The organism is Pseudomonas sp. GW821-FHT01E05, from assembly GCF_059422425.1.
In genome coordinates this window covers 318861-341186 of sequence record NZ_JBWKWW010000001.1, presented here as the reverse complement: position 1 = coordinate 341186, position 22326 = coordinate 318861, and the positions used below count along the sequence as shown (strand labels likewise).

General features: G+C 59.4%; 26 protein-coding genes and 1 pseudogene. 13 read left to right on the top strand and 14 right to left on the bottom strand.

Annotation, left to right across the window (positions count from 1 at the left end; genetic code table 11):
• Positions 1–11: 11 nt before the first annotated feature.
• The 4 genes and pseudogenes from AC07W5_RS01690 to AC07W5_RS01675 form a co-directional block, all read right to left on the bottom strand.
• Entirely contained in the window at positions 12–779 is a 768-nt protein-coding gene (locus AC07W5_RS01690; RefSeq protein ID WP_494990851.1) for a uroporphyrinogen-III synthase, read from the bottom strand.
• Entirely contained in the window at positions 776–1717 is a 942-nt protein-coding gene (gene hemC / locus AC07W5_RS01685; protein ID WP_494990852.1) for a hydroxymethylbilane synthase, read from the bottom strand. The genes AC07W5_RS01690 and hemC overlap by 4 nt, the downstream gene beginning before the upstream one ends.
• A gap of 138 nt (positions 1718–1855) precedes the next feature.
• Positions 1856–2602, bottom strand: a complete 747-nt coding sequence (locus tag AC07W5_RS01680) for a LytR/AlgR family response regulator transcription factor (RefSeq protein WP_494990853.1) — start codon at positions 2600–2602, stop codon at positions 1856–1858.
• Positions 2599–3090 (bottom strand): annotated as a pseudogene (locus tag AC07W5_RS01675) (sensor histidine kinase); the annotation flags it as partial. The gene AC07W5_RS01680 and the pseudogene AC07W5_RS01675, both read right to left, overlap by 4 nt.
• 215 nt (positions 3091–3305) lie before the next feature.
• Here AC07W5_RS01675 and argH point away from each other — a divergent pair.
• Positions 3306–4700, top strand: coding sequence for an argininosuccinate lyase (argH, locus tag AC07W5_RS01670; RefSeq protein ID WP_495022672.1), 1395 nt, complete (start codon positions 3306–3308; stop codon positions 4698–4700).
• Between the two features lie 101 nt (positions 4701–4801).
• Here the strand turns inward: argH and AC07W5_RS01665 are convergent, their stop codons facing one another.
• Entirely contained in the window at positions 4802–5461 is a 660-nt protein-coding gene (locus AC07W5_RS01665; RefSeq protein WP_494990855.1) for a glutathione S-transferase family protein, read from the bottom strand.
• A gap of 125 nt (positions 5462–5586) precedes the next feature.
• On the opposite strand from AC07W5_RS01665, the gene AC07W5_RS01660 reads away from it, so the two are divergent.
• From AC07W5_RS01660 to AC07W5_RS01650, 3 genes are all read left to right on the top strand, one after another.
• Complete coding sequence (locus tag AC07W5_RS01660; protein ID WP_495022671.1) at positions 5587–5877, top strand: hypothetical protein; 291 nt, start codon at positions 5587–5589, stop codon at positions 5875–5877.
• Positions 5878–6078: 201 nt separating this feature from the next.
• A complete protein-coding gene (locus tag AC07W5_RS01655) occupies positions 6079–6324 on the top strand; it encodes a TIGR02647 family protein (RefSeq protein ID WP_494990857.1) in 246 nt (81 codons plus the stop codon).
• A 180-nt stretch (positions 6325–6504) separates the two neighbouring features.
• A complete protein-coding gene (locus AC07W5_RS01650; RefSeq protein WP_495022670.1) occupies positions 6505–9354 on the top strand; it encodes a class I adenylate cyclase in 2850 nt (949 codons plus the stop codon).
• Positions 9355–9361: 7 nt separating this feature from the next.
• Here AC07W5_RS01650 and rnk read toward each other — a convergent pair whose 3' ends face one another.
• The 3 genes from rnk to cyaY form a co-directional block, all read right to left on the bottom strand.
• A complete protein-coding gene (gene rnk / locus AC07W5_RS01645) occupies positions 9362–9772 on the bottom strand; it encodes a nucleoside diphosphate kinase regulator (RefSeq protein ID WP_123426208.1) in 411 nt (136 codons plus the stop codon).
• Between the two features lie 250 nt (positions 9773–10022).
• On the bottom strand, positions 10023–10247 hold the full coding sequence (locus AC07W5_RS01640; RefSeq protein WP_494990859.1) for a DUF1289 domain-containing protein: 225 nt from the start codon (positions 10245–10247) through the stop codon (positions 10023–10025).
• Positions 10248–10251: 4 nt separating this feature from the next.
• Complete coding sequence (gene cyaY, locus AC07W5_RS01635) at positions 10252–10584, bottom strand: iron donor protein CyaY (protein ID WP_145014178.1); 333 nt, start codon at positions 10582–10584, stop codon at positions 10252–10254.
• Between the two features lie 225 nt (positions 10585–10809).
• On the opposite strand from cyaY, the gene lptM reads away from it, so the two are divergent.
• From lptM to AC07W5_RS01605, 6 genes are read left to right on the top strand one after another with little or no spacing between them, the layout of a single operon-like run.
• Complete coding sequence (gene lptM / locus AC07W5_RS01630) at positions 10810–10983, top strand: LPS translocon maturation chaperone LptM (protein WP_494990860.1); 174 nt, start codon at positions 10810–10812, stop codon at positions 10981–10983.
• Positions 10984–10992: 9 nt separating this feature from the next.
• The gene (gene lysA, locus AC07W5_RS01625) at positions 10993–12240 is read left to right on the top strand and encodes a diaminopimelate decarboxylase (RefSeq protein ID WP_495010418.1); all 1248 of its coding nucleotides are present in this window, start codon (positions 10993–10995) and stop codon (positions 12238–12240) included.
• A 4-nt stretch (positions 12241–12244) separates the two neighbouring features.
• Positions 12245–13075 (top strand): diaminopimelate epimerase, encoded by an 831-nt coding sequence (gene dapF / locus AC07W5_RS01620; RefSeq protein ID WP_495010419.1) that lies wholly within the window; start codon positions 12245–12247, stop codon positions 13073–13075.
• Positions 13076–13088: 13 nt separating this feature from the next.
• Complete coding sequence (locus tag AC07W5_RS01615) at positions 13089–13814, top strand: DUF484 family protein (RefSeq protein WP_494990863.1); 726 nt, start codon at positions 13089–13091, stop codon at positions 13812–13814.
• A 2-nt stretch (positions 13815–13816) separates the two neighbouring features.
• Positions 13817–14713 carry a tyrosine recombinase XerC gene (xerC, locus tag AC07W5_RS01610; RefSeq protein WP_494990864.1) on the top strand — a complete coding sequence of 299 codons (897 nt, stop codon included), beginning with the start codon at positions 13817–13819 and terminating at the stop codon, positions 14711–14713.
• Entirely contained in the window at positions 14713–15417 is a 705-nt protein-coding gene (locus AC07W5_RS01605) for an HAD family hydrolase (RefSeq protein WP_494990865.1), read from the top strand. Before xerC ends, AC07W5_RS01605 begins: the two co-directional genes overlap by 1 nt.
• Before the next feature lie 204 nt (positions 15418–15621).
• On the opposite strand, the gene sutA is transcribed toward AC07W5_RS01605, so the two are convergent.
• From sutA to glnK, 4 genes are all read right to left on the bottom strand, one after another.
• Positions 15622–15945 carry a dormancy-specific transcriptional regulator SutA gene (gene sutA, locus AC07W5_RS01600; protein WP_494990866.1) on the bottom strand — a complete coding sequence of 108 codons (324 nt, stop codon included), beginning with the start codon at positions 15943–15945 and terminating at the stop codon, positions 15622–15624.
• Between the two features lie 102 nt (positions 15946–16047).
• A complete protein-coding gene (locus AC07W5_RS01595; protein ID WP_494990867.1) occupies positions 16048–16473 on the bottom strand; it encodes a secondary thiamine-phosphate synthase enzyme YjbQ in 426 nt (141 codons plus the stop codon).
• Between the two features lie 226 nt (positions 16474–16699).
• Positions 16700–18037 (bottom strand): ammonium transporter, encoded by a 1338-nt coding sequence (locus AC07W5_RS01590; protein WP_494990868.1) that lies wholly within the window; start codon positions 18035–18037, stop codon positions 16700–16702.
• Between the two features lie 33 nt (positions 18038–18070).
• Entirely contained in the window at positions 18071–18409 is a 339-nt protein-coding gene (gene glnK, locus AC07W5_RS01585) for a P-II family nitrogen regulator (protein WP_002555808.1), read from the bottom strand.
• A 419-nt stretch (positions 18410–18828) separates the two neighbouring features.
• Here glnK and AC07W5_RS01580 point away from each other — a divergent pair, with 419 nt between their 5' ends.
• Together AC07W5_RS01580 and AC07W5_RS01575 are read left to right on the top strand one after the other, a co-directional pair.
• Positions 18829–19089 (top strand): accessory factor UbiK family protein, encoded by a 261-nt coding sequence (locus AC07W5_RS01580; RefSeq protein ID WP_494990869.1) that lies wholly within the window; start codon positions 18829–18831, stop codon positions 19087–19089.
• 398 nt (positions 19090–19487) lie between these two features.
• Complete coding sequence (locus AC07W5_RS01575; RefSeq protein ID WP_495022669.1) at positions 19488–20009, top strand: BRO-N domain-containing protein; 522 nt, start codon at positions 19488–19490, stop codon at positions 20007–20009.
• Positions 20010–20063: 54 nt separating this feature from the next.
• On the opposite strand, the gene AC07W5_RS01570 is transcribed toward AC07W5_RS01575, so the two are convergent.
• Positions 20064–20369 (bottom strand): HigA family addiction module antitoxin, encoded by a 306-nt coding sequence (locus AC07W5_RS01570; protein ID WP_494990871.1) that lies wholly within the window; start codon positions 20367–20369, stop codon positions 20064–20066.
• A gap of 8 nt (positions 20370–20377) precedes the next feature.
• On the bottom strand, positions 20378–20656 hold the full coding sequence (locus AC07W5_RS01565; protein ID WP_494990872.1) for a type II toxin-antitoxin system RelE/ParE family toxin: 279 nt from the start codon (positions 20654–20656) through the stop codon (positions 20378–20380).
• Between the two features lie 133 nt (positions 20657–20789).
• Between AC07W5_RS01565 and AC07W5_RS01560 the strand changes: the two genes are divergently transcribed.
• The gene (locus tag AC07W5_RS01560; RefSeq protein WP_495022668.1) at positions 20790–22283 is read left to right on the top strand and encodes a YifB family Mg chelatase-like AAA ATPase; all 1494 of its coding nucleotides are present in this window, start codon (positions 20790–20792) and stop codon (positions 22281–22283) included.
• The last annotated feature ends 43 nt before the right edge of the window (positions 22284–22326 follow it).

Below are 22326 nucleotides of genomic sequence, written 5' to 3'. Positions count from 1 at the left end.
CATCCTTTGCGTTAGAGAACGGGTACGGGGTGCTCCCGTAACGCCGTTAGCAATGCCGCGGCACTGGCACCACGACAATCCACAACTTTTCTGGCCCCGGCAGCTCGCGCCATCTCAGCGACCCGAGGGCTTGGAACAAACAACGGCAACCGCGCCAACTCGGGCCAGGCTGTGCCTGCCAATTGGTGCAGGTGCACAAAACCCTGCCCACTGCTGACCACCAGGCCGTTCAGGCGTTCCGAGGCAATCCGCGCAGGCAACGCTGCGGGGGCATACTGCGGCAGGCAGCGACGATAAAGCTCCAGATAATCGACACTAACACCTTGCTCGCGTAAACGCTCAGCCAGCAGCTCACGCCCGCCCTCGCCCCTGAGGATCAACACCCGCGCGTCAGGCCGCGAGATAGCCTCGCGCAACTGTGGCAGTTCAAGCAATGCTTCGCTGTCATCTCCCGCCTGGGGATTGCTCACATCAAGACCGTAATCGGTCAGAATTTGCGCGGTGGCCGCGCCCACGCTGAACCAGCGCTGGATCGGTGGCTGCGGCCAATACTGGTCGACCAGATCCACCCCCAACCGGGCAGCAGGTTTACTGACGACAATCACCGCACAGTAGAGATCCAGGTCGAGAATCCTGGCGCGCTGTGTGCCAGAGACCGGCAGCGCCTCGATTTCCAGCAACGGCAAGCTGCTGCTGAAAACACCGGCTTCAGTCAGGATTGCCGCCAGCGCTGCTGACTCATCCGTCGGCCGGGTCAGCAGCAGACGCCAACCCTTCACTCTTCGCCAGCCTCGCCGTAGACCGCTTGCAGAATGGCATCGGCCCCCTGGGCCAGGAGGTCTTCAGCCACTTGCACGCCCAGTGCCTGCGCCGCGCTTTGCGGGCCTCGGGCCTCGGCGCTCAGCAGCAGACCACCGCTCGGGTCGCCGACCAGGCCGCGCAACCAGATCTGCTCGCCTTCAAGCACCGCGTAGCAGGCGATCGGTACTTGGCAGCCGCCATTCAGGTGCTTGTTAAGAGCACGCTCAGCCGTGACCCGAATGGCCGTGTCCTGGTGATGCAGAGGCGCGAGCAGGGCATGTATTTCGGTATCGGCGCTGCGGCATTCAATACCGACTGCACCCTGACCGCCCGCCGGCAGGCTGTCGTCGACACTGATCGAGGATCTGATGCGATCTTCAAAGCCCAGGCGAATCAAACCGGCGGCCGCCAGAATGATTGCGTCGTACTCACCGGCATCCAGCTTGGCCAGACGCGTGTTGACGTTGCCGCGCAGGAATCGGATTTTCAGGTCAGGTCGGCGGGCCAGCAACTGAGCCTGGCGACGCAGGCTTGAGGTACCAACCACACTACCGTTGGGCAAGTCATCAAGACTGGCGTAGGTATTGGAGACAAATGCATCGCGCGGGTCTTCGCGCTCGCAGATGCAATACAGACCGAGGCCTTCAGGGAAGTCCATCGGCACGTCTTTCATCGAGTGCACGGCGATGTCGGCTTCATGCCCGAGCAGGGCGGTTTCCAGCTCTTTGACGAACAGGCCCTTGCCGCCAATTTTCGACAGCGGTGAGTCGAGCAGCTTGTCGCCGCGACTGACCATGGGCACCAACGTCACGAGCAAGCCAGGATGAGCCTCTTCCAGACGAGCTTTGACGTATTCGGCCTGCCACAAGGCCAGAGCACTTTTGCGGGTAGCGATGCGGATTTCGCGAGAGGACATGGATCAATCCGTACTGAATAGATACGGCAGATAATAACAGCTCAGCCAAATCAGCTTTGACTTGAATCAGAGTCTGCGCGACCTCCCTGGCCTTGTATACCCGGAGATAGGGTGTGAAATCCGTGCGCAAGCGCCGGGCTAAAGCTGTTGCATCATTTTGCGCACGCCGGCTACATGTCGTCGGCTGACGATCAGGGCATCGCCGTTGAGGCCTTTGAGATACAGCTGAAAATGTCCAAGAGGTGTGCGCTGCAGGCGTTCGATTCGCTCGCGGGCCACCAGCGCGTTGCGGTGGATGCGCACGAAACGCTCGCCAAACTCGTCTTCGAGGGCTTTCAGCGGTTCATCCAACAGAACTTCGCCACCTTCATGGCGCAAGGTCACATACTTGTGATCGGCAATGAAATAGACAACCTGATTCAGCGGGATCAGCTCGATGCCTTTTCGGGTTCGTGCGCTGATGTGGCTGCGCGGACCATTACCACTTTCTGCAGCCGGACGGGTCAGGGCTGCAAGCTGGATGCGGTTGGGTCGCTCAGCCTTTTTCAGCGCTTCGAGCAGAAGCTCGGCGCGTACTGGCTTGACCAGATACCTCACCTCACTGACCTGAAAAGCCTCTAGGGCAAACTCGTCATGGGCAGTGCAAAACACCACCGCAGGTGGCGTCTCACGCTCGCACAGCCTGGCGGCCACTTGCAAGCCGTCGAGGCCAGGCATCCGGATGTCCAGCAACACGACATCCGGCTTAAGACTGTCAATCAGGGCCAGAGCCTCTTCGCCATTGGTGGCGCTCGGCTCCAGGACACTGTAACCCTCGAGCTCGCTGACCATACGGCTCAGTCTCTCTCGGGCCAGGGGTTCGTCATCAACGATCAGGACATTCATATTGCGCTGGATTCCTGCGTGAGTCTCGCACAAGGATAGCGTAGACAGGTGACGTGACATCCGTCACGGCGATCCACGCTAAGACTAGCGCGAGGGCCAAAAAGTGCCTCGGGTCGGGCACCTATATTTACCAGTGTCCGCTGATTACCGCTCCAAGCCCGTTCTGGCGCGGCATCGTCGTAGGAATTGCTGATACACAATACGAACACTTCCTCTTTATAGCTGGCTTCTACTCTGACCGCATCGTCCCCGGTTCGCGGTGCGACTCCTCGGATCAGAGCGGATCAGAGCCTTTTCCAGGAACGGTTGCAAGGTCAGTTGCGCGACAGGCAAATCATCTGCTGCGCCTACCCTCTAGTCCAACTGTAGACGCTCGCCAAGACGACATTGCCCAATCGACAAATATCGTTTTGTCAGCGCAAGCCCGTCACGCCAAAACATCAGCCTTCCAGGCTCGCCAGATTTGCCCGGAACAGCCCGCAAGGGTCGGTATCGCGTTCCCGCTCAGATACGGATTGACCACCAAGGTGGCAATCCGCCACAAACCAAGTCTCTGCGCACGCGGGCTCAACGGCAAGGTGCCAGGAGTCTCCTGGAGAAATAAAAAACGTACCGACCAGTGTCAACGACAGGATTGGCAACCCTGTTATTATCCGCAGCAACTTTTCACGCCATTTTCCTTCAGCAAATCACGAGCGAATTCATGAGCACTGACAAGACCAATCAGTCCTGGGGCGGCCGCTTCAGTGAGCCCGTCGACGCCTTTGTCGCCCGCTTCACCGCCTCCGTCACATTCGACCAGCGCCTCTATCGCCACGACATCATGGGCTCGATTGCACACGCCACGATGCTGGCCAAAGTCGGCGTCCTGACCGACGCCGAGCGCGACAGCATCATCGACGGTCTGAAGACCATCCAGAGCGAAATCGAAGCCGGCACGTTCGACTGGCGCATCGACCTGGAAGATGTGCACATGAACATCGAAGCCCGCCTGACAGACCGCATCGGTGTCACCGGCAAGAAATTGCACACCGGTCGTAGCCGTAACGATCAGGTGGCGACCGATATCCGTCTGTGGCTGCGTGATGAGATCGACCTGATCCTGGCGGAAATTACCCGCCTGCAAAAAGGCCTGCTGGAACAGGCCGAGCGCGAAGCCGGCACCATCATGCCCGGCTTCACCCACCTGCAAACCGCACAACCCGTGACCTTCGGGCATCACCTGCTGGCCTGGTTCGAAATGCTCAGCCGCGATTACGAGCGTCTGGTGGACTGCCGCAAACGCACCAACCGCATGCCGTTGGGCAGCGCCGCACTGGCCGGCACCACCTACCCGATCGATCGCGAACTGACCTGCAAGCTGCTGGGCTTCGACGCCGTCGGCGGCAACTCGCTGGACAACGTTTCCGATCGCGACTTCGCTATCGAATTCTGCGCTGCCGCCAGCCTGGCGATGATGCACCTGTCGCGCTTCTCTGAAGAGCTGGTGCTGTGGACCAGCGCACAATTCCAGTTCATCGATTTGCCTGATCGTTTCTGCACCGGCAGTTCGATCATGCCGCAAAAGAAAAACCCTGATGTTCCTGAGCTGGTTCGCGGCAAGAGCGGTCGAGTGTTCGGCGCGCTGATGGGCCTGCTGACCTTGATGAAAGGCCAGCCTCTGGCTTACAACAAGGACAACCAGGAGGACAAGGAGCCGCTGTTCGACGCCGCCGATACGCTGCGTGATTCGTTGCGGGCCTTTGCCGACATGATTCCAGCGATCAAGCCCAAACACGCCATGATGCGTGAAGCAGCATTGCGTGGTTTCTCCACCGCCACCGACCTTGCCGACTACCTGGTGCGTCGTGGCCTGCCCTTCCGTGACTGCCACGAAATCGTTGGCCATGCCGTTAAATACGGCGTGGACACCGGCAAGGATCTGGCGGAGATGAGCCTGGAAGAACTGCGCAAGTTCAGCGACCAGATCGAGCAAGACGTGTTTGCAGTGTTGACCCTGGAAGGCTCGGTCAATGCACGCGACCATATCGGCGGTACCGCGCCGGCGCAGGTGAAGGCAGCCGTGGTTCGCGGCCAGGCGCTTCTGGCCAGCCGTTAAGCAATCAAAAGCATCGCGAGCAGGCTCGCTCCCACAGGTTCAGCGTGATCCTTGTGGGAGCGAGCCTGCTCGCGATGACTGACTTCAGATCACTACAAGACTTACTTCTTGGCGCTGATCATCGCCAAAAACCCTGGCATCGCCGCTTCCTTGTCTGCCGCGATGCGCTTGGCATGCGGTGTCTGCTGCAATTGTTCAAGCAATGCCTTGGCCGCTGGCAGCTCGGCCAGCAGATCCAGATCGAAGAGCTTATGGCCAACCGCACAGGCTATGCTGACGCTGTACAGAAAGTACAAATCCGCCACGCTCAGTGTTTCGCCCGCCACGTACGGCGCAAACTTGCCGTGACGTCCCAGCGATGCAATCCCCAACAACAGCTCGGCCTTGGCTTTTTCCTTGATCGCTTCCGGCACTGACATGCCGAAGAAGGCCTCAGGGAAACAGGCGCGAGCCGGCAGCTCGATGTACAGCTCGATTTCCTTGGCCAGCGCCAGAACCTGGGCCCGCTCGAACGGTCTTTTGGGTAGAAGCGCCGGCCCCGTTTGCGTGTCTTCGAGGTACTGAAGAATCACGCTGGTCTCGTTGATGAAACCTTGCTCGACACCCAGCACCGGAATCTTGCCGCGCGGACTGATGGCCAGCGCCTCAGGGCTTTGACCGGCGTAAAACGCTACTTCCTCAAAGGGCAGGCCCTTCTCCAGCAACGCGTGTTTGACCATGTTGTAGTAGTTGCTGACGGAAAATCCATAAAGTTTGAGCATTACATGGCCTCCAGGCCGTGCAGGGGGTTGGCAGCGACTGTTATAGAACGTCGGGAGCACTCTCGCCAGCAGCATCGCACGGCTGAATGCAGGTAAACTGGCGACCTTTCCTTGAGGAGCCTGCCATGAGCGAGCCAGCCGATATCAACAACGACAACGACGAAGAAGAGTTCGCCGAAACCACCCTGATCGAAGCGATCGAAAACCAGATCGAAAGCGACAACCCGCCAGCGGCCAAGGCAACGTTCAACAAACTGACCCTGGTCGGTTACGAGCGTGAAGAAATCTTGAACCTGATGGCCCATGTGCTGGCCGTTGAAATCGACGCACTCCTCGAAGAAGACCGCGCGTTCAATACCGAATGGTATGAAGCCGCCCTGCGCGCACTGCCAGAGCTGCCGCCAGAGAAGAAATAACCCCTGTTCCAACTGTGAGGTGCCAATCAACCCGGCATTCCTCCAGACCCTGACTACACTGTTTACCACCCCGCTGTCGCACGACCCACGGGGTGATGCTGTCCCGGGCAAAAAAAGCCCTCAGTCAACACTGGACAGGCTGCATGAGTGCGGTCACCTTAGAGGCGCTACTGTCTAATTCCTAGAAAGTCTGGAGTCCTTATGTCGTATACCCCTGAGTTGGTTGCCGAACTGGAAATCCTTGCACTCTTTAACCTGGGGAGCTCCCAGGAAGGCCTGAAAATTCATCAGACCGCTGCCCCGAAAGCCATCGCTGCCGCACAACGCCTGTTCGACAAAGAGCTGATCACTCAACCCGATGGCGGTTATCTGACCAGCCTGGGCCGGGATGCTGCCGAGCATGCCCAAGGGCTGCTGACGATTCTGGCCGTTCAAGAAGCCGCATAAACACCCGCGTATTGCCCACGGGATCCCCTCAAACGGATTCCGCGGGCGCACTTTCGCCACCCAATAAAATCTGACGCCAAAAATAAAATTCAGCTTAAAGGTCGAAGTCTTGAGCCTGTAAACTGCTAGCCGCCCTGAGACCTCCCACATTCGAGCTCCGCGAGCCGGTTTGAGTTTGACATGACCCGCACCCATGAAATCCGCCCCGATCTGGACGAGGGAATCGATCGCAAGGTTCTCAGCCAGCTGCGCGCGCGGTTTCTGAAACTCAACGAGGGCCGCATGGCCCGCGCGATGGAGGGATTGTCGCCACGCCAGCAAGTGGTTTTGACTCTGTTGCCACTGTTCTTTCACGTCAACCATCCGCTGTTACCGGGCTATGTTTCGGGCAGCACGCCGGCCGGGCTGTCGAATTTCGAGCCTGACGCCACAGTACTTGCCGAAGCGCAACGCCTGACCCGCTCCTTTTCGTATAAGCCCCGCCACGGTAATCCGTCGCGGCCGATTCACGGTTTGTTCCTGATGGGCAGCCTCGGCACCCTCGCTCAGGCCGATCAGAGCGACATGGACGTGTGGGTCTGTCACGCCTCGGACTTGAGTGAAAGCGAACTCACTGAGCTGCGTAAAAAATGCCAGTTTCTGGAAGTCTGGGCCGCCAGTCAGGGTGCCGAGGCGCATTTCTTTCTGATCGACCCGCAACGCTTCGTCTGCGGCGAACGCGACACCCAATTGAGCTCCGACAACTGCGGAACCACGCAGCATTATTTGCTGCTGGACGAGTTCTATCGCACGGCCATCTGGCTCGCCGGACGCACGCCGATCTGGTGGCTGGTGCCGGTGTACGAAGAGTTCGGTTATGATCAGTACACTCATACGCTACTGTCCAAACGCTTTATCCGCGCCGACGAAACCCTCGATCTCGGCCACCTGGCACACATTCCGCCCGGCGAGTTCATCGGGGCCGGGCTTTGGCAGTTGTTCAAAGGTATCGAGTCACCCTACAAATCAGTGCTCAAACTGCTGCTGACCGAGGTCTACGCCAGCGAACACCCGAACGTCGAATGCCTGAGCCTGCGCTTCAAGCAAGCAGTGTTCGCCAACCGCCTTGATCTGGATGAGCTCGACCCGTACATCGTGGTCTACCGGCGCATCGAGGAGTACCTCACGACCCGAGGCGAGCCAGAACGGTTGGAGCTGGTTCGGCGCGCCTTGTACCTCAAGGTCAATCGCAAGCTGACCGGCAACAGCGGCCAGCGCAGCAAAAGCTGGCAGCGTCTGCTGCTGGAGCGGCTGGCTCAAGAGTGGGGCTGGGATCACCGGCAATTGGCGATGCTCGACAGCCGCAGTCAATGGAAGGTCCGTCACGTCAGTTCCGAGCGCCGCGCACTGGTCAACGAGCTGAACTACAGCTACCGCTTCCTGACCCAGTTCGCCCGCACCGAACAAACCGTCAGCCTGATCAACAAACGCGACCTCAACGTACTGGGTCGCAGGCTGTACGCGGCCTTCGAACGCAAGGCCGACAAGATCGAGTTCATCAACCCCGGCATCGCGCCGGACCTGGCCGAAGACACACTGACCCTCGTCCAGTCAGCGAACAAGAAAGAATCCGGGCAGACCCACTGGGGCTTGTACAACGGCAACCTGGGCAATCTGGAGTGGGAGAATTTCGCGCCGATCAAGCGCAGCCGCGAACTGCTGGAACTCCTGACCTGGTGCCACCGCAACGGTGTGATCGACAGCAGCACTCGCCTGGCCTTACACCCCGGCAGCAGCGACCTGAGCGAGTTCGAGCTGTTCAACCTGCTGGGCAGCCTGCAACAGACCATCGCCCGGCCCCTGACCAGCGTCAGCGAAGAACAGCTGCTGCGCGCCAGCGTGCCGAGCGAGGCGCTGATTCTGGTGAACGTTGGCGTCGACCCACTCAAGCACCACCGCGACCTGAACATCCTGATGACCACCGAGCGCACAGACTCGCTGAGCTACGCCGGGGTACGCGAGAACCTGGTGCTGACCCTCGATCAGGTCACGCTCAACAGCTGGAACGAAGTGCTGGTCAGTCGCTACGACGGCGCCCACGCCCTGCTCGACTGCCTGCGCGATTACCTCAACAACCTGCCGAGCGGCCCGGAGCAACCTCGACTGCGAGTGCGCTGCTTCTGCCATAACCGTGCGCAGTTCATCGCCCAACGTGTCGAAGAAGTCCTCGATACCGCGCAGAACCTGCTGCTCAGCAAGCTCAATCATCGCTACCTGATTCAGGTCCAGCAGCATTACCACGTGTTGGAACTGGTTCCCGGTCAGGTCAACCATGTCGCGCTGGCGAGCCTGCCAGCGCTGCTCGATTACCTGAGCGAAGACCTGACCCGTTACAGCCCGCTGCAACTGGACCCAATGGCGCTGGAGGATCACGATCTGGCGTTGATCCTGCCGATGGGCCAGCCCGACTGCATTCAGGTGTTCTACCGCATCAACGATGCCTGTGCCGAGTTGTACGTGCTCGATGAGTTCAATGCCCTGTGGCAACAGCGCCAGCCATATCACGACGAACAAAGCCTGCTGGTGCCACTGCAACGTTTCCTGCAATCGATCCTGTATCGCCGTGACGCGCTGCTGCCGATGGATGCCGCTCAACCGATGACGGTGCTGGGAACCCTGTACTACCAACTGCTGCCGTCGGGCACCAACCGTGCACGCCGGGTCGAACCACGGCCGGCGCCGCAGACACCGGTGAACAAGCCGTTCTACGACGTCCAGGCGATTGTCGGCAAAGCCGTACCGGGGCAAGGACAGGTCACCCTGTATTGCAATCAGCGAGAGTTTTGCGAATTGGAGCACGGCGACCGGCTATTTGCCGTGGTCGCACAGGAGATCGTCGGGCAGCGTCGCGAGGCGCAACAGTATCGCTGCTACATCACCGACCTGGACCTGTCCGGCCTGCTCGGTGATGGTCAGAGCTCAAGCAATCTTTACCTGCGCTACAAGGCAGACCTGGAGCGCGCATTGAACAAGGCGCTCGAACAGGTTTGAGGTGTTGTCAGAATGAGCAGTCACCGCCATTCTTTGGCTGCGACTCAACCTCAAGCAGTGTGAGCTTCAGAGTCTTGCCGCCTGGTGCCGGCCAATCGATGTGCTGGCCAACCTTCAAACCGAGCAATGCGCTGCCTACCGGCGCAAGAATGGAAATCCTGCCTTCGTCGGCATTGGCGTCCTGTGGATAAACCAGGGTCAGGTGATAGTCCTTGCCGCTGCTTTCTTCACGGCAATGCACACGCGAGTTCATGGTCACGACATCGGCTGGCACTTCATCGTGACCGACCAGCGTATCGGCGCGATCCAGTTCGGTTTGCAGCGCGATAACACCTGGCAGCGAGTCATCCAGGCTGTCGATCAAACGCTCCAGACGTTGCACGTCCAGGCGGGTAAGGATGATGGAAGGTGCGGTCATGATTGAGGCAGGCTCCTTTTTTCTGCACGACAAAAGCAAAACCCCGCCAGAAATAGGCGGGGTTTTCACGGGCCTCGATGAGTTGAGGCGTATCTGGACACTATCACAGCTCAAAAAATATACAAGCCAATGCCGGACAGCCCGCACGATCCCTGTAGGAGCTGCCGCAGGCTGCGATCTTTTCGGCGCGACGCGACTGGAGCAGATGTCTGAACAGGCAAGATCAAAAGATCGCAGCCTGCGGCAGCTCCTACGGGTGGCTTGCGGTCTTGCGTAGCTGGGCCTGGGCGCAAATCACCCGTCGCCGCTCGTCATCGGCCGAGCGCCATTCGCGGATATCTTCGACGTGGCGGAAACAGCCCAGGCAGACTTTCTGCTCGTCCAGTCGACAGACGCTGGTGCATGGCGACGGCACAGCCGCGCTGACATTGCTGTACAGCGGTTTGGGCGCACGGGTGGGAGCTGCCTCGCTCACAAGATCACAGCCCTTCGAAATCGAGTTCGACGTCGGCCTGCTGCTTGACGATGCGCTCAAGCATCTCACCGAGCTGCTCTTCGCTCTTGTCACACATCCAGCGCTCGCTTTCTTCGTCGTAGTCGAAATGGAAGCCGCCGGACACTGCCGCCAGCCACAGCTGACGCAGCGGTTCCTGACGACTGAAGATCAACTGGCTACCGCCTTCGAACTTGACGGTGAGTACACCGGCCGAGCTTTCCAGATCAACATCCAGGCCACTCTCGTCGAAAATATCCTCCAGCGTCTGCTGGGTGGCATCGACCAGATCGTGGAAACGGGCTTCAGTCAAACTCATCGCAGGAACCTCAAAAAGTGTCTACTCACGCTCAAGCGCCGCAAGATACGGCCGAGCCCCAGCGATTGCAAAGGATACTGACCAAGCACCGGTATCCACGCGCCTCGCACTGCTTGACCACCTGCCACAGGCAAAGGCCCGCCGGACGGGTGGTCCGTCGCATAGGCAAGCTGCCGGGTGGCCGGTATACTCCGGCGCAATTAACGCATTTTCAAGGATTTCGCCATGAAGCGCCTGATCTCTTCCCTTGCTGCGCTCGTCGCGGTTGCCTGCCTTGTGGCTGCCTGTGGTCAAAAAGGTCCGCTGTATCTTCCCGATGACAGCAAATCTCCTGAAGACCAGGCAAAGTCGTCGCAGTCAAAAGCGCACCAGCACAGCACCGGTACCAGCACCTACTAAGGGAACATCATGGACGCTTTTAACTACCGTGACGGCGAGCTGTTCGCGGAAGATGTTGCCCTGTCTGCCATCGCCGAACGCTTTGGCACACCCACCTACGTCTACTCCCGCGCGCACATCGAAGCCCAGTACCTGGCGTACGCCGATGCCCTGGCCGGCACGCCGCACCTGGTCTGCTTTGCGGTCAAGGCCAACTCCAACCTGGGCGTACTGAATGTCCTGGCGCGTTTGGGCGCCGGTTTCGATATCGTCTCCCGTGGCGAACTGGAACGCGTTCTGGCCGCTGGTGGCCAGGCTGACAAGATCGTCTTCTCCGGCGTCGGCAAGACCCGTGATGACATGCGCCGCGCCCTGGAAGTCGGCGTGCACTGCTTCAACGTCGAGTCGACCGACGAACTCGAGCGCCTGCAAGTCGTCGCTGCCGAACTCGGTGTTCGCGCGCCGATCTCGCTGCGGGTCAACCCGGACGTCGATGCCGGCACACACCCCTACATTTCTACCGGTCTTAAAGAAAACAAGTTCGGCATCGCCATTGCCGACGCCGAAGACGTGTACGTCCGTGCCGCCCAACTGCCTAACCTGGAAGTGGTCGGCGTCGATTGCCACATCGGCTCGCAACTGACCACCCTCCCGCCCTTCATCGATGCCCTCGACCGCCTGCTGGCGCTGATCGATCGCCTGAGCGATTGCGGAATCTACCTGCGCCACATCGACCTCGGTGGCGGTTTGGGTGTGCGTTATCGCGATGAGGAGCCGCCATTGGCTGCCGACTACATCAAAGCCGTGCGCGAACGCATCGACGGCCGCGACCTGGCGCTGGTGTTCGAACCGGGCCGCTTCATCGTCGCCAACGCCGGGGTGTTGTTGACCCAGGTCGAGTACCTCAAGCACACCGAACACAAAGACTTCGCCATCGTCGACGCGGCCATGAACGACCTGATCCGTCCGGCGCTGTATCAGGCCTGGATGGACGTCACGGCCGTGCGCCCGCGTGCAACCCCGGCGCGCGCCTACGATATCGTCGGGCCGATCTGCGAAACCGGCGACTTCCTCGCCAAGGATCGTCAGCTGGCGCTGGAAGAAGGTGACTTGCTTGCCGTGCATTCGGCCGGTGCTTACGGTTTTGTCATGAGCTCCAACTACAACACTCGTGGCCGTTGCGCCGAAGTGCTGGTTGATGGCGATCAGGCTTTTGAAGTGCGTCGCCGCGAGACGGTAGCCGAGTTGTTTGCTGGCGAAAGCCTGCTGCCGGAGTAAAACCATGCTGCTGCGTTTTACCAAAATGCACGGCCTGGGCAATGACTTCATGGTCCTCGACCTGGTCAGCCAGCACGCGCATATTCTGCCCAAGCACGCCAAGCAATGGGGCGATCGGAACACCGGTGTCGGCTTCGATCAACTACTGATCGTCGAAGCGCCGAGCAACCCGGACGTGGACTTCCGCTATCGGATCTTCAACGCCGACGGTTCCGAAGTGGAACAATGCGGCAACGGTGCGCGCTGCTTCGCGCGCTTCGTGCTGGACAAACGCCTGACCGCAAAACGACAGATCCGCGTCGAGACCAAAAGCGGCATCATCGAACTGGATATCCGCAGCGACGGCCAGATCAGTGTCAACATGGGCCCGCCGCGCCTGGTTCCGGCCGATATTCCATTTGAAGCCCAAGCTCAGGCCTTGAACTATCCGGTCGAAGTCGACGGCAAGACCGTCGAGCTCGCCGCGGTGTCCATGGGCAACCCGCACGCCGTGCTGCGCGTGGACGATATCAACAACGCGCCGGTGCATGAACTGGGGCCGAAAATCGAAAACCACCCGCGCTTCCCGGCACGGACCAACGTCGGTTTTCTTCAGGTCATTGACCGCCAGCGTGCGCAGTTGCGCGTCTGGGAGCGCGGCACAGGGGAAACCCAGGCCTGCGGGACCGGTGCCTGTGCAGCAGCAGTGGCCGCGATCAGCCAGGGGTGGATGGATTCACCACTGTTGATTGACCTGCCAGGCGGGCGTCTGTCCATTGAGTGGGCCGGCCCCGGCCAACCGGTGATGATGACCGGACCGGCAGTGCGCGTATACGAAGGACAGGTGCGTCTATGAGTGAGCGAAATCCATGACCGATCAGCCTCAGGTTCCAGCCCAACAGCCCGACGAATCACCTTCTGAAAGCCTTGAGGCGGCGGCCATTGCCGCGTACCTGGAGGCTCATCCGGATTTCTTCGCCGAGCACGAAGAACTGCTCCTGGCATTACGCATCCCCCATCAGCGCGGCGATACCATTTCACTGGTCGAGCGCCAGTTGAAGATGTTGCGCGAACGCAATATCGAGATGCGTCATCGCCTCTCACAACTGATGGACGTCGCTCGCGACAATGACCGGCTGTTTGACAAGACCCGCCGACTGACGCTCGCGCTCATGGACGCCAGCAGCCTGGAAGACGTGGTGATCAGCGTTGAAGACAGCCTGCGACAGGACTTCCAGGTGCCTTTTGTCAGTCTGATTCTATTCAGCGACAGCGCCCTGCCGGTCGGCCGCTGGGTCACCAGTGCTGAAGCGCAGCAGACCATCGGCGGCTTGTTGTCGAACGGCAAAACCGTCAGCGGCAGTCTGCGTGAGCACGAACTGGACTTCCTGTTCGGCGAAGAACAGCGCAAGCAAATTGGCTCCACGGCCGTCGTCGCCCTCAGCCACCAAGGCCTGTACGGCGTCCTGGCCATTGCCAGCCGCGATCCGCAGCATTACAAAAGCTCGGTGGGCACGCTGTTCCTGAGCTACATCGCCGAAGTCATGGGCCGCGTACTTCCGCGCATCCACAACTCTCTACGCTCGGTACGCTAACCATGGAACGACAACTGGACGCCTACTGCGCTCACCTGCGCAGTGAGCGCCAAGTGTCACCCCATACGCTGGAAGCCTACCGCCGCGACCTGAACAAAGTGTTGGCGTACTGCGAGAAACAGCAGATTTCAAGCTGGGCCACGCTGGATATTCAACGCCTGCGTAGCCTGATCGCCCGCCTGCATCAGCAGGGTCAGTCCTCCCGCAGCCTGGCGCGCCTGCTTTCGGCGGTTCGCGGGCTCTACCACTACTTGAACCGCGAAGGCCTCTGCGACCACGATCCAGCCAATGGTCTGGCACCGCCCAAAGGCGAACGTCGGCTACCCAAAACCCTGGATACCGACCGCGCGCTGCAACTGCTCGACGGCGCTGTCGAGGACGACTTCCTGGCTCATCGTGATCAGGCGATTCTGGAGCTGTTCTACTCCTCCGGCCTGCGCCTCTCCGAGCTGACCGGGCTCAATCTCGATCAGCTTGATTTAGCGGATGGCCTGGTTCAAGTCCTCGGTAAAGGCAGCAAAACCCGGGTTCTACCCGTCGGCAAGAAGGCTCGGGAGGCATTGCAGCTGTGGTTGCCACTGCGCGCCCTGACCAACCCGGCAGACGATGCAGTATTCGTCAGCCAACAGGGCCGGCGCCTGGGACCGCGAGCCATCCAGCTGCGTGTCAAAGCCGCTGGCGAGCGCGAACTGGGGCAGAACCTGCATCCGCACATGCTTCGGCACTCCTTCGCCAGCCACCTGCTGGAGTCCTCGCAAGACCTGCGCGCCGTGCAGGAGTTGCTCGGTCACTCGGACATCAAGACCACGCAGATTTACACTCATCTGGATTTCCAGCATTTGGCGTCGGTCTACGACAGCGCCCATCCTCGGGCCAAACGCAACAAAGGCGGTGAGTAATGACGATCAAACTGATCACTTTCGACCTCGACGACACCCTGTGGGACACCGCCCCGGTCATCGTCAGCGCGGAAGCGGTACTGCGCCAGTGGCTGGCCGAGCACGCGCCAGACCTCGGCGGTGTAGCTGTCGAACACCTCTGGGCGATCCGTGAGCGTGTCCTGAGCAACGAACCTGGCCTCAAGCACCGGATCAGCGCCTTGCGGCGCAGAGTGTTGTTCCACGCACTGGAGGAAGCCGGTTACGCCCATCAGCAAGCGTCGGAACTGGCCGATCAGGGCTTTGAAGTGTTTCTGCACGCGCGGCATCAGCTCGAGATATTTCCTGAGGTGCAACCGACCCTTGAAGTCCTCGCCAGGCACTACACGCTTGGGGTCGTCACCAACGGCAATGCTGATGTCCGCCGCCTGGGCCTTGCGGACTACTTCAAGTTTGCCCTTTGTGCCGAAGACATCGGCATTGCCAAACCGGATTCGCGCCTGTTTCACGAAGCCTTGCAACGTGGTGAGGCGACAGCGCAAACCGCCGTGCATATCGGCGATCATCCAGGGGATGACATTGCCGGCGCGCAGCAAGCCGGACTGCGGGCGATCTGGTTCAACCCGGCGGGTAAAGTGTGGGAAGCCGAGAAGGCGCCGGATGCCGAGATTCGCAGTTTGACTGAACTGCCTGCGTTGCTGGCACGGTGGAGCGCCCAACACTGAACCTGAATATCACATACCCCCTGTGGGAGCGAGCTTGCTCGCGATAGCGGAGTGTCAGCCGATATCAATTCCGAATGTTACGCCCTCATCGCGAGCAAGCTCGCTCCCACAGGGTATCGCGCCAAGCCCAAGACCATTTCCTTACGCCCATGAAAAAGCCCGCAGCGACGGCGGGCTTTTTCAGCAAGCAAGTAACCGGCGCGCTTAGATAGGACGGCTGCCGTACTTGTTGTCAGGCTTTTTTGGTGGATCGGCCACCACGTTGGCCTCGACTTCCTGCACTTTGCCGCCTTTGGAGAGAAACTCCTCCATAGCGCGCGCCAGAGCATCACGCTCTTTGTTCTTGGCTTCGACACTCGGCAGCTCATCGACTGAAATAGCAGCCTTGGCCTTGCCTTTAGCGGTCGGAACAGGCACATCGCTGCTGTCGTCGTCAGCAACGTCTTCGGCCGCCGTTTCGAGACCTTCTTCGGTCTCGTCTTCGTCACCTACTTCGAGGTCGTCGTTTTCCAGATCATCGTCGCTCATGTTCTACCTCATGACTTGCGAAAAGCAGATTAGTTATAGCCCAGCTACGCCGACTGTCGACGGCTGCCGGAAAAAAATCAATATCCGCTGGTAACCAGCGGTTTATGCCCCATCGCCGTGCAAGGTGACAAGGACTTTACGAGCACCACCATGATCACGATGCTCGCCCAGATAAACACCTTGCCAGCTACCTAACGCCAGTCGACCTGCCGTCACCGGCAAACTCAACTGACAGCCAAGCAAGCTGGCCTTGAAGTGCGCCGGGAGATCATCCGCGCCTTCGTCCTCATGTTCATAGCCGGCCATGCCTTGTGGGATCAGCCGATTGAAAAAACGTTCGAAGTCGCGACGTACCGCCGGGTCGGCGTTCTCGTTGATGGTCAACGACGCCGAGGTATGCTGCAGCCACAAATGCACCAGACCGACCCGACATGCCTTCAATTCAGGCAGGCCGGCGAGTAACTCGTCCGTTACCAGATGAAAGCCCCGGGGCCTTGCCCGCAGGGTAATCAGAGTCTGTTGCCACATACAGTTCTCCGCACATTCGGCGCGCATTCTAGCGCGCTCAGGGAAAAAACAAAGGGTCTAATATTCCTTCAATGCTGTAAGTCATTGGCCCAAAAAAAACAGCTTCGATGAACACGCCTGGGAGCGAAGGAAAAAACCTTTCAGCTGTTCCCTTATCGACAAAAGCCAGACAAAAAAATGCCCGACGGGGTCGGGCATTTTTTTCTCGCGTTTCTTTCTCGAGAACTTACACGTTGTAGGCGCGCTCGTTGTGTTGCGCCAGATCGAGGCCGACCGACTCTTCCTCTTCGGTGATACGCAGCCCCATGACGGCGTCCAGCACCTTGAGAATGATGAAGGTCGCGATCGCGGTGTAGATCACCGTGAAGCCAACACCTTTGCACTGAATCCAGACCTGCGCCGCTATATCAGTCACGGTGCCGAAACCGCCCAGCGACGGAGCCGCGAACGCACCGGTGAGGATCGCGCCAAGGATACCGCCGATACCGTGCACGCCGAAGGCGTCCAGGGAGTCGTCATAACCCAGTTTGCGTTTCAGGGTGGTCGCGCAGAAGAAGCACACCACACCCGCCGCCAGACCGATAATCAGCGAACCCATCGGGCCGACCGTACCGGCCGCCGGGGTAATCGCCACCAGACCGGCAACCACACCCGAAGCGATACCCAGTGCGCTAGGTTTGCCGTGGGTCAGCCACTCGGCGAACATCCAGCCCAGGGCCGCAGCAGCGGTAGCGATTTGAGTCACCAGCATCGCCATGCCGGCAGTGCCGTTGGCCGCAGCGGCGGAACCAGCGTTAAAGCCGAACCAGCCGACCCACAGCATGGCGGCGCCCATCAGGGTGTAACCAAGGTTGTGCGGCGCCATCGGCGTGGTCGGGAAGCCTTTACGCTTGCCCAGCACCAGACAGGCCACCAGCCCGGCGACACCGGCGTTGATATGCACCACGGTGCCGCCAGCAAAGTCGAGCACGCCCCAGTCACCCAGCAGCGAACCCGGACCACTCCAGACCATGTGCGCAATCGGTGCGTAAATCAGGGTGAACCACAAACCCATGAAGATCAGCATCGCGGAGAACTTCATCCGCTCGGCAAAGGCACCGACAATCAGCGCCGGGGTGATGATCGCGAAGGTCATCTGATAAGTAACGAAAACCGCCTCAGGAAACAGCGCCGTAGGACCGGTAATACTGGCGGGCGTGATGCCGGCCAGGAAGGCCTTGGCGAAGCTGCCGACAAACGAGTTGAAGTTGACGACGTTTACTTCCATGCCAGTCGTGTCAAACGCCATGCTGTAGCCATACAAGAACCACAGGATGGTGACCAGACCGGTAATGGCAAAGCACTGCATCATCACCGAAAGAATGTTTTTGGAGCGAACCATGCCGCCGTAGAACAGCGCGAGGCCGGGAATAGTCATGAACAGCACGAGTGCAGTGGAGGTCAACATCCAGGCGGTATCGCCGGAGTTGAGGACTGGAGCCGCCACCGGATCTGCCGCCATGGCCAGGCTGGGCATTACGAGGGACAACAGGGCTCCTAGCCCTGCGAAATTACGCAGAGTCATATTGTTTTCTCCTGGGGCGTTGGGTTTGGTGGCTTAGATTGCGTCGGTGTCGGTTTCGCCGGTACGGATGCGAATAGCCTGTTCCAGATTGACCACAAAGATCTTGCCGTCACCAATCTTGCCGGTGTTGGCCGCCTTGGTTATCGCCTCGATAACCCGATCAAGATCCTTGTCGTCAATGGCGACATCAATCTTCACCTTGGGCAGAAAATCGACCACGTACTCCGCGCCGCGATACAGCTCGGTGTGACCCTTCTGCCGACCGAAGCCTTTGACTTCAGTAACGGTAATGCCCTGCACGCCGATCTCGGACAACGACTCGCGCACATCGTCCAGTTTGAACGGCTTGATGATGGCAGTGACTAGCTTCATGAAAACTCTCTCCCGAATTGGTGGACTTGCCCCAGGAAAACAAACCCGTCTCAAGTCTAAGCGCAGTGCCTGGCTTTGTAACGCATCGTCGGCCTGACTCAGCCATCCCGACGCCAGCTAACCGCTCCTGACGAAACACTTCCCCGTTCCGCCCGGCGCACTGCATTCGTCACAGCGACTGCATCAGTGCATGGGTTACCAACGACTAAGCAGAAAGCTTGCCATCTCGTGAAAACCCATTGATTTCAATCCCTTGGCCGCTGCAGCAGGCGTCTGTTTACAACCAGCGCAACAGATACGCACAACAACAGTGCGCGATCGCCCGCCAACATGCGCGAAAAGCGTGCATCCCTGCCTGCGCCATTGACTATAGACACTGCGTGATACACTGGCGGCCATCAGTTTTCAGGACACCTCCCATGCTCGCGCCCAAAGATCTCCTCGACGCCCTGAGCGGCCACGCTTCCCGCCTGTTCAGCGGCGACACCCCGCTGCCACGCAACGAAATCGAAAGCCAGTTCAAAGCCCTGCTGCAAAGCGGCTTCAGCAAGCTTGATCTGGTGAGCAGAGAAGAGTTCGACAGCCAGATGGTGGTACTGGCGCGCACGCGCGCTCGGCTGGAGAGTCTTGAAGCGAAGGTGGCCGAACTTGAAGCGAAGCTGAGTCCGCCTGCAGAATGACGTTATCGTCCACCCCGCTCCTCCTGTAGGAGCGAGGCTTGCCCGCGATAGGTCGGAACGACCTTCAAGCAATTCCGAATACCCCCACGCATCTCGGCTGATTCTTACAAAAGCCTTCAGCAATTCCCGCTTGCACAGCAAAACCTGGATCTCTACTCTCGTCCCCTGCTGAACATCAGCACTGGGTTTGGCGACCCGGAAGCTTGCGACGCACCGCGTCCACCATCCGATATCGGGCATTTCAATTCTCGATACGCGTCATGGCGGCTGTGTGTGGGAGACCTTCGGGTCTGCCGGTTTTCGCTTGCACCGGTTCGCCAACCCGCGCACAGCTGCCACCCCTATCGTTTGGCGACGATCAGTGGCAGTCACTTCAAGCGAATTTTGGGTACTGCATCATGGATGAAAATCATCTAATTCCCCACGTCTTCACCCGCCACAAACTCCACCTCCACGCACTCCTGCTGGAAAACCAGGCATGGTTCAGCGCCCGCGATCTTGGGCGTTTGCTCCGGCTTTTTCTGGATGAGCGCGCGTTGCGCAAACTTGATTCCGATCAGCGCCAGACCTTGCGGCTGCTTTGCCATGGCAAGGTTGAGCACACGCTACTGATCAGCGAGTCCGGGGTCTATGCGTTACTGGTCTATCACTACTGCCCGGAGTACCGGGGTTTGCGGGAGTGGCTGACTCACGATGTGGTCCCTGCGTTGAGGGATGCCCAGCAAGCGACTTCAAGCGAACGCCCGATTCTGAGCCTGCTGGATTGGCCGCAGATGTCCCTGAGCCTGTTGCACTGGAATAACCAGCCATGGATCCGGTTGCAGGATGTTCCACACATGCTGCCGGAGGGTGAGCGGCCACGGAGTGTGAGCAATGCACCTTGGTGGAAACGTGCTTCACGGTTGCTTCAATCGTTTTAAGCCCTGTAAAGAACGAACCCCACGCTTTGGCATGGGGTTCGATCAACAAGTCTGTCAGGCGCAGTGTGGAAGACGCTCAACCTGATCCCGGATCGCAGCGCCACGCTCGATTTCAGCTTTGCGCAGGTCGTAAGTCGATTGCAGGTTCAGCCAGAACTCGGGGGTGGTGTCCAGGCAAATGGCAAGCCTGAGCGCGACATCGGCACTCACGCCGCGGCGCTGAAGCACGATGTCATTCACCGTTGGGGTGGATACATTCAGCGCCCTGGCCAAAGCCGCTGCCGTAAGACCCAGAGGCTCAAGGTATTCCTCTTTAAGGATTTCGCCGGGGTGAACCGGGCGCATACCGTTCTTAGTCATTTCTCACCTCAGTGATAATCGACGATTTCGACATTTTCAGGTCCGCTAGGACCCCAGATAAAGCAAATTCGCCATTGAGCGTTGATGCGGATGCTGTGTTGCCCTTTGCGATTTCCCTCCAACGCTTCCAGGCGATTGCCCGGAGGAGACCGAAGGTCCATCAACACGGCAGCAGCATCAAGCATCGCCAGTTTCCGTTCCGCGACACTGAGAATGGCTGACCACAGACGGGTCCTACCGTTGCGAAACAAGTACTCGGTCTCAGAACATTTAAAGCTTACGATCATGATTAAAGCTTAACGTTATTCGTTAACGTGAAGTGTATAGTCAAGATACATAAATGCAACCTGCTCGCTCGTTCACCTCAACTATCCTTCCAAAACCGCAGGACGCGGCTTCCGCACCATCAAGGAATGATCTATGTCTCTGGCCATCGTCCACAGCCGCGCCCAGATCGGCGTGGACGCACCCGCTGTCACCGTTGAGGTCCATCTGGCCAACGGCTTGCCATCCCTGACGCTGGTGGGCCTGCCGGAAACGGCCGTCAAGGAAAGCAAAGACCGGGTGCGCAGTGCGATTCTCAATTCAGGCCTCGATTTTCCGGCGCGTCGCATCACATTGAATCTCGCTCCCGCCGATCTGCCAAAGGACGGCGGGCGCTTTGATCTGGCGATTGCCTTGGGGATTCTCGCGGCCAGCATGCAGGTTCCGACATTGACGCTGGACGATGTGGAGTGTCTTGGGGAGTTGGCGTTGTCCGGTGCCGTACGGGCGGTACGCGGGGTATTGCCGGCCGCACTGGCCGCCCGCAAGGCCGGACGCACCCTGGTGGTGCCGCGCGCCAATGCCGAAGAAGCTTGCCTGGCTTCCGGGTTGAAGGTAATCGCGGTCGATCATCTGCTGGAGATAGTCGCGCACTTCAACGGCCACACACCTGTCGAACCTTTTGTTTCCAACGGTTTGCTACTGGCGAACAAGCCTTATCCCGACTTGAATGAAGTGCAGGGTCAGCTCGCGGCCAAGCGAGCCCTGCTGATCGCCGCAGCGGGCGCTCATAACCTGCTGTTCAGTGGCCCACCAGGCACCGGAAAAACGCTGCTGGCCAGTCGCTTGCCCGGATTGCTTCCACCATTGGACGAGCATGAAGCGCTGGAAGTCGCAGCGATTCAGTCAGTCGCCAGCCATGTGCCGCTGAGCCACTGGCCACAACGGCCGTTTCGCCAACCCCATCATTCGGCATCCGGCCCGGCGCTGGTAGGTGGTGGCTCAAAACCGCAACCGGGGGAAATCACCCTCGCCCACAACGGTGTACTGTTTCTCGATGAACTGCCGGAGTTTGATCGCAAGGTTCTGGAGGTTTTAAGAGAGCCCCTGGAGTCCGGTGAAATCGTCATTGCCCGAGCCCGAGACCGGGTACGTTTCCCGGCACGCTTCCAATTGGTGGCAGCCATGAATCCCTGCCCGTGCGGTTATCTCGGCGAGCCCAGCGGACGTTGTCGCTGCACGCCGGAACAGATTCAACGCTATCGCAACAAGCTCTCCGGCCCTCTGCTGGATCGCATCGACCTGCACCTGACCGTCTCTCGCGAAGCCACGGCGCTCAACCCTGCGAAACCATCCGGCGATGACACCGCCAGTGCCGCTTTACTGGTCGCCAATGCCCGCGAACGGCAGCAACGGCGTCAGGGTTGTGCCAATGCCTTCCTCGACCTGCCGGGGCTGCGCCAGCATTGCCAGTTATCCACAGTCGATGAGAATTGGCTTGAGACGGCATGCGAGCGGTTGACGTTGTCGCTGCGGGCGGCCCATCGACTGCTCAAGGTAGCGCGCACGTTGGCGGACCTTGAGCAGGTCGACTTGATCAGCCGGGAACATCTGGCTGAGGCGTTGCAGTATCGACCGACGGGTCAGTAAGCCGCGTTTGTAATCATTTTTTTAAGAAAACCCTCATTTCCAA

Coding starts and splice junctions, on each gene's coding strand:
- hemC (WP_494990852.1), bottom strand. CDS start 1,717: ATGTCCTCTCGCGAAATCCGCATCGCTACCCGCAAAAGTGCTCTGGCC.
- AC07W5_RS01680 (WP_494990853.1), bottom strand. CDS start 2,602: ATGAATGTCCTGATCGTTGATGACGAACCCCTGGCCCGAGAGAGACTG.
- argH (WP_495022672.1), top strand. CDS start 3,306: ATGAGCACTGACAAGACCAATCAGTCCTGGGGCGGCCGCTTCAGTGAG.
- AC07W5_RS01665 (WP_494990855.1), bottom strand. CDS start 5,461: ATGCTCAAACTTTATGGATTTTCCGTCAGCAACTACTACAACATGGTC.
- AC07W5_RS01660 (WP_495022671.1), top strand. CDS start 5,587: ATGAGCGAGCCAGCCGATATCAACAACGACAACGACGAAGAAGAGTTC.
- AC07W5_RS01655 (WP_494990857.1), top strand. CDS start 6,079: ATGTCGTATACCCCTGAGTTGGTTGCCGAACTGGAAATCCTTGCACTC.
- AC07W5_RS01650 (WP_495022670.1), top strand. CDS start 6,505: ATGACCCGCACCCATGAAATCCGCCCCGATCTGGACGAGGGAATCGAT.
- rnk (WP_123426208.1), bottom strand. CDS start 9,772: ATGACCGCACCTTCCATCATCCTTACCCGCCTGGACGTGCAACGTCTG.
- cyaY (WP_145014178.1), bottom strand. CDS start 10,584: ATGAGTTTGACTGAAGCCCGTTTCCACGATCTGGTCGATGCCACCCAG.
- lptM (WP_494990860.1), top strand. CDS start 10,810: ATGAAGCGCCTGATCTCTTCCCTTGCTGCGCTCGTCGCGGTTGCCTGC.
- lysA (WP_495010418.1), top strand. CDS start 10,993: ATGGACGCTTTTAACTACCGTGACGGCGAGCTGTTCGCGGAAGATGTT.
- dapF (WP_495010419.1), top strand. CDS start 12,245: ATGCTGCTGCGTTTTACCAAAATGCACGGCCTGGGCAATGACTTCATG.
- AC07W5_RS01615 (WP_494990863.1), top strand. CDS start 13,089: ATGACCGATCAGCCTCAGGTTCCAGCCCAACAGCCCGACGAATCACCT.
- xerC (WP_494990864.1), top strand. CDS start 13,817: ATGGAACGACAACTGGACGCCTACTGCGCTCACCTGCGCAGTGAGCGC.
- AC07W5_RS01605 (WP_494990865.1), top strand. CDS start 14,713: ATGACGATCAAACTGATCACTTTCGACCTCGACGACACCCTGTGGGAC.
- sutA (WP_494990866.1), bottom strand. CDS start 15,945: ATGAGCGACGATGATCTGGAAAACGACGACCTCGAAGTAGGTGACGAA.
- AC07W5_RS01595 (WP_494990867.1), bottom strand. CDS start 16,473: ATGTGGCAACAGACTCTGATTACCCTGCGGGCAAGGCCCCGGGGCTTT.
- AC07W5_RS01590 (WP_494990868.1), bottom strand. CDS start 18,037: ATGACTCTGCGTAATTTCGCAGGGCTAGGAGCCCTGTTGTCCCTCGTA.
- glnK (WP_002555808.1), bottom strand. CDS start 18,409: ATGAAGCTAGTCACTGCCATCATCAAGCCGTTCAAACTGGACGATGTG.
- AC07W5_RS01580 (WP_494990869.1), top strand. CDS start 18,829: ATGCTCGCGCCCAAAGATCTCCTCGACGCCCTGAGCGGCCACGCTTCC.
- AC07W5_RS01575 (WP_495022669.1), top strand. CDS start 19,488: ATGGATGAAAATCATCTAATTCCCCACGTCTTCACCCGCCACAAACTC.
- AC07W5_RS01570 (WP_494990871.1), bottom strand. CDS start 20,369: ATGACTAAGAACGGTATGCGCCCGGTTCACCCCGGCGAAATCCTTAAA.
- AC07W5_RS01565 (WP_494990872.1), bottom strand. CDS start 20,656: ATGATCGTAAGCTTTAAATGTTCTGAGACCGAGTACTTGTTTCGCAAC.
- AC07W5_RS01560 (WP_495022668.1), top strand. CDS start 20,790: ATGTCTCTGGCCATCGTCCACAGCCGCGCCCAGATCGGCGTGGACGCA.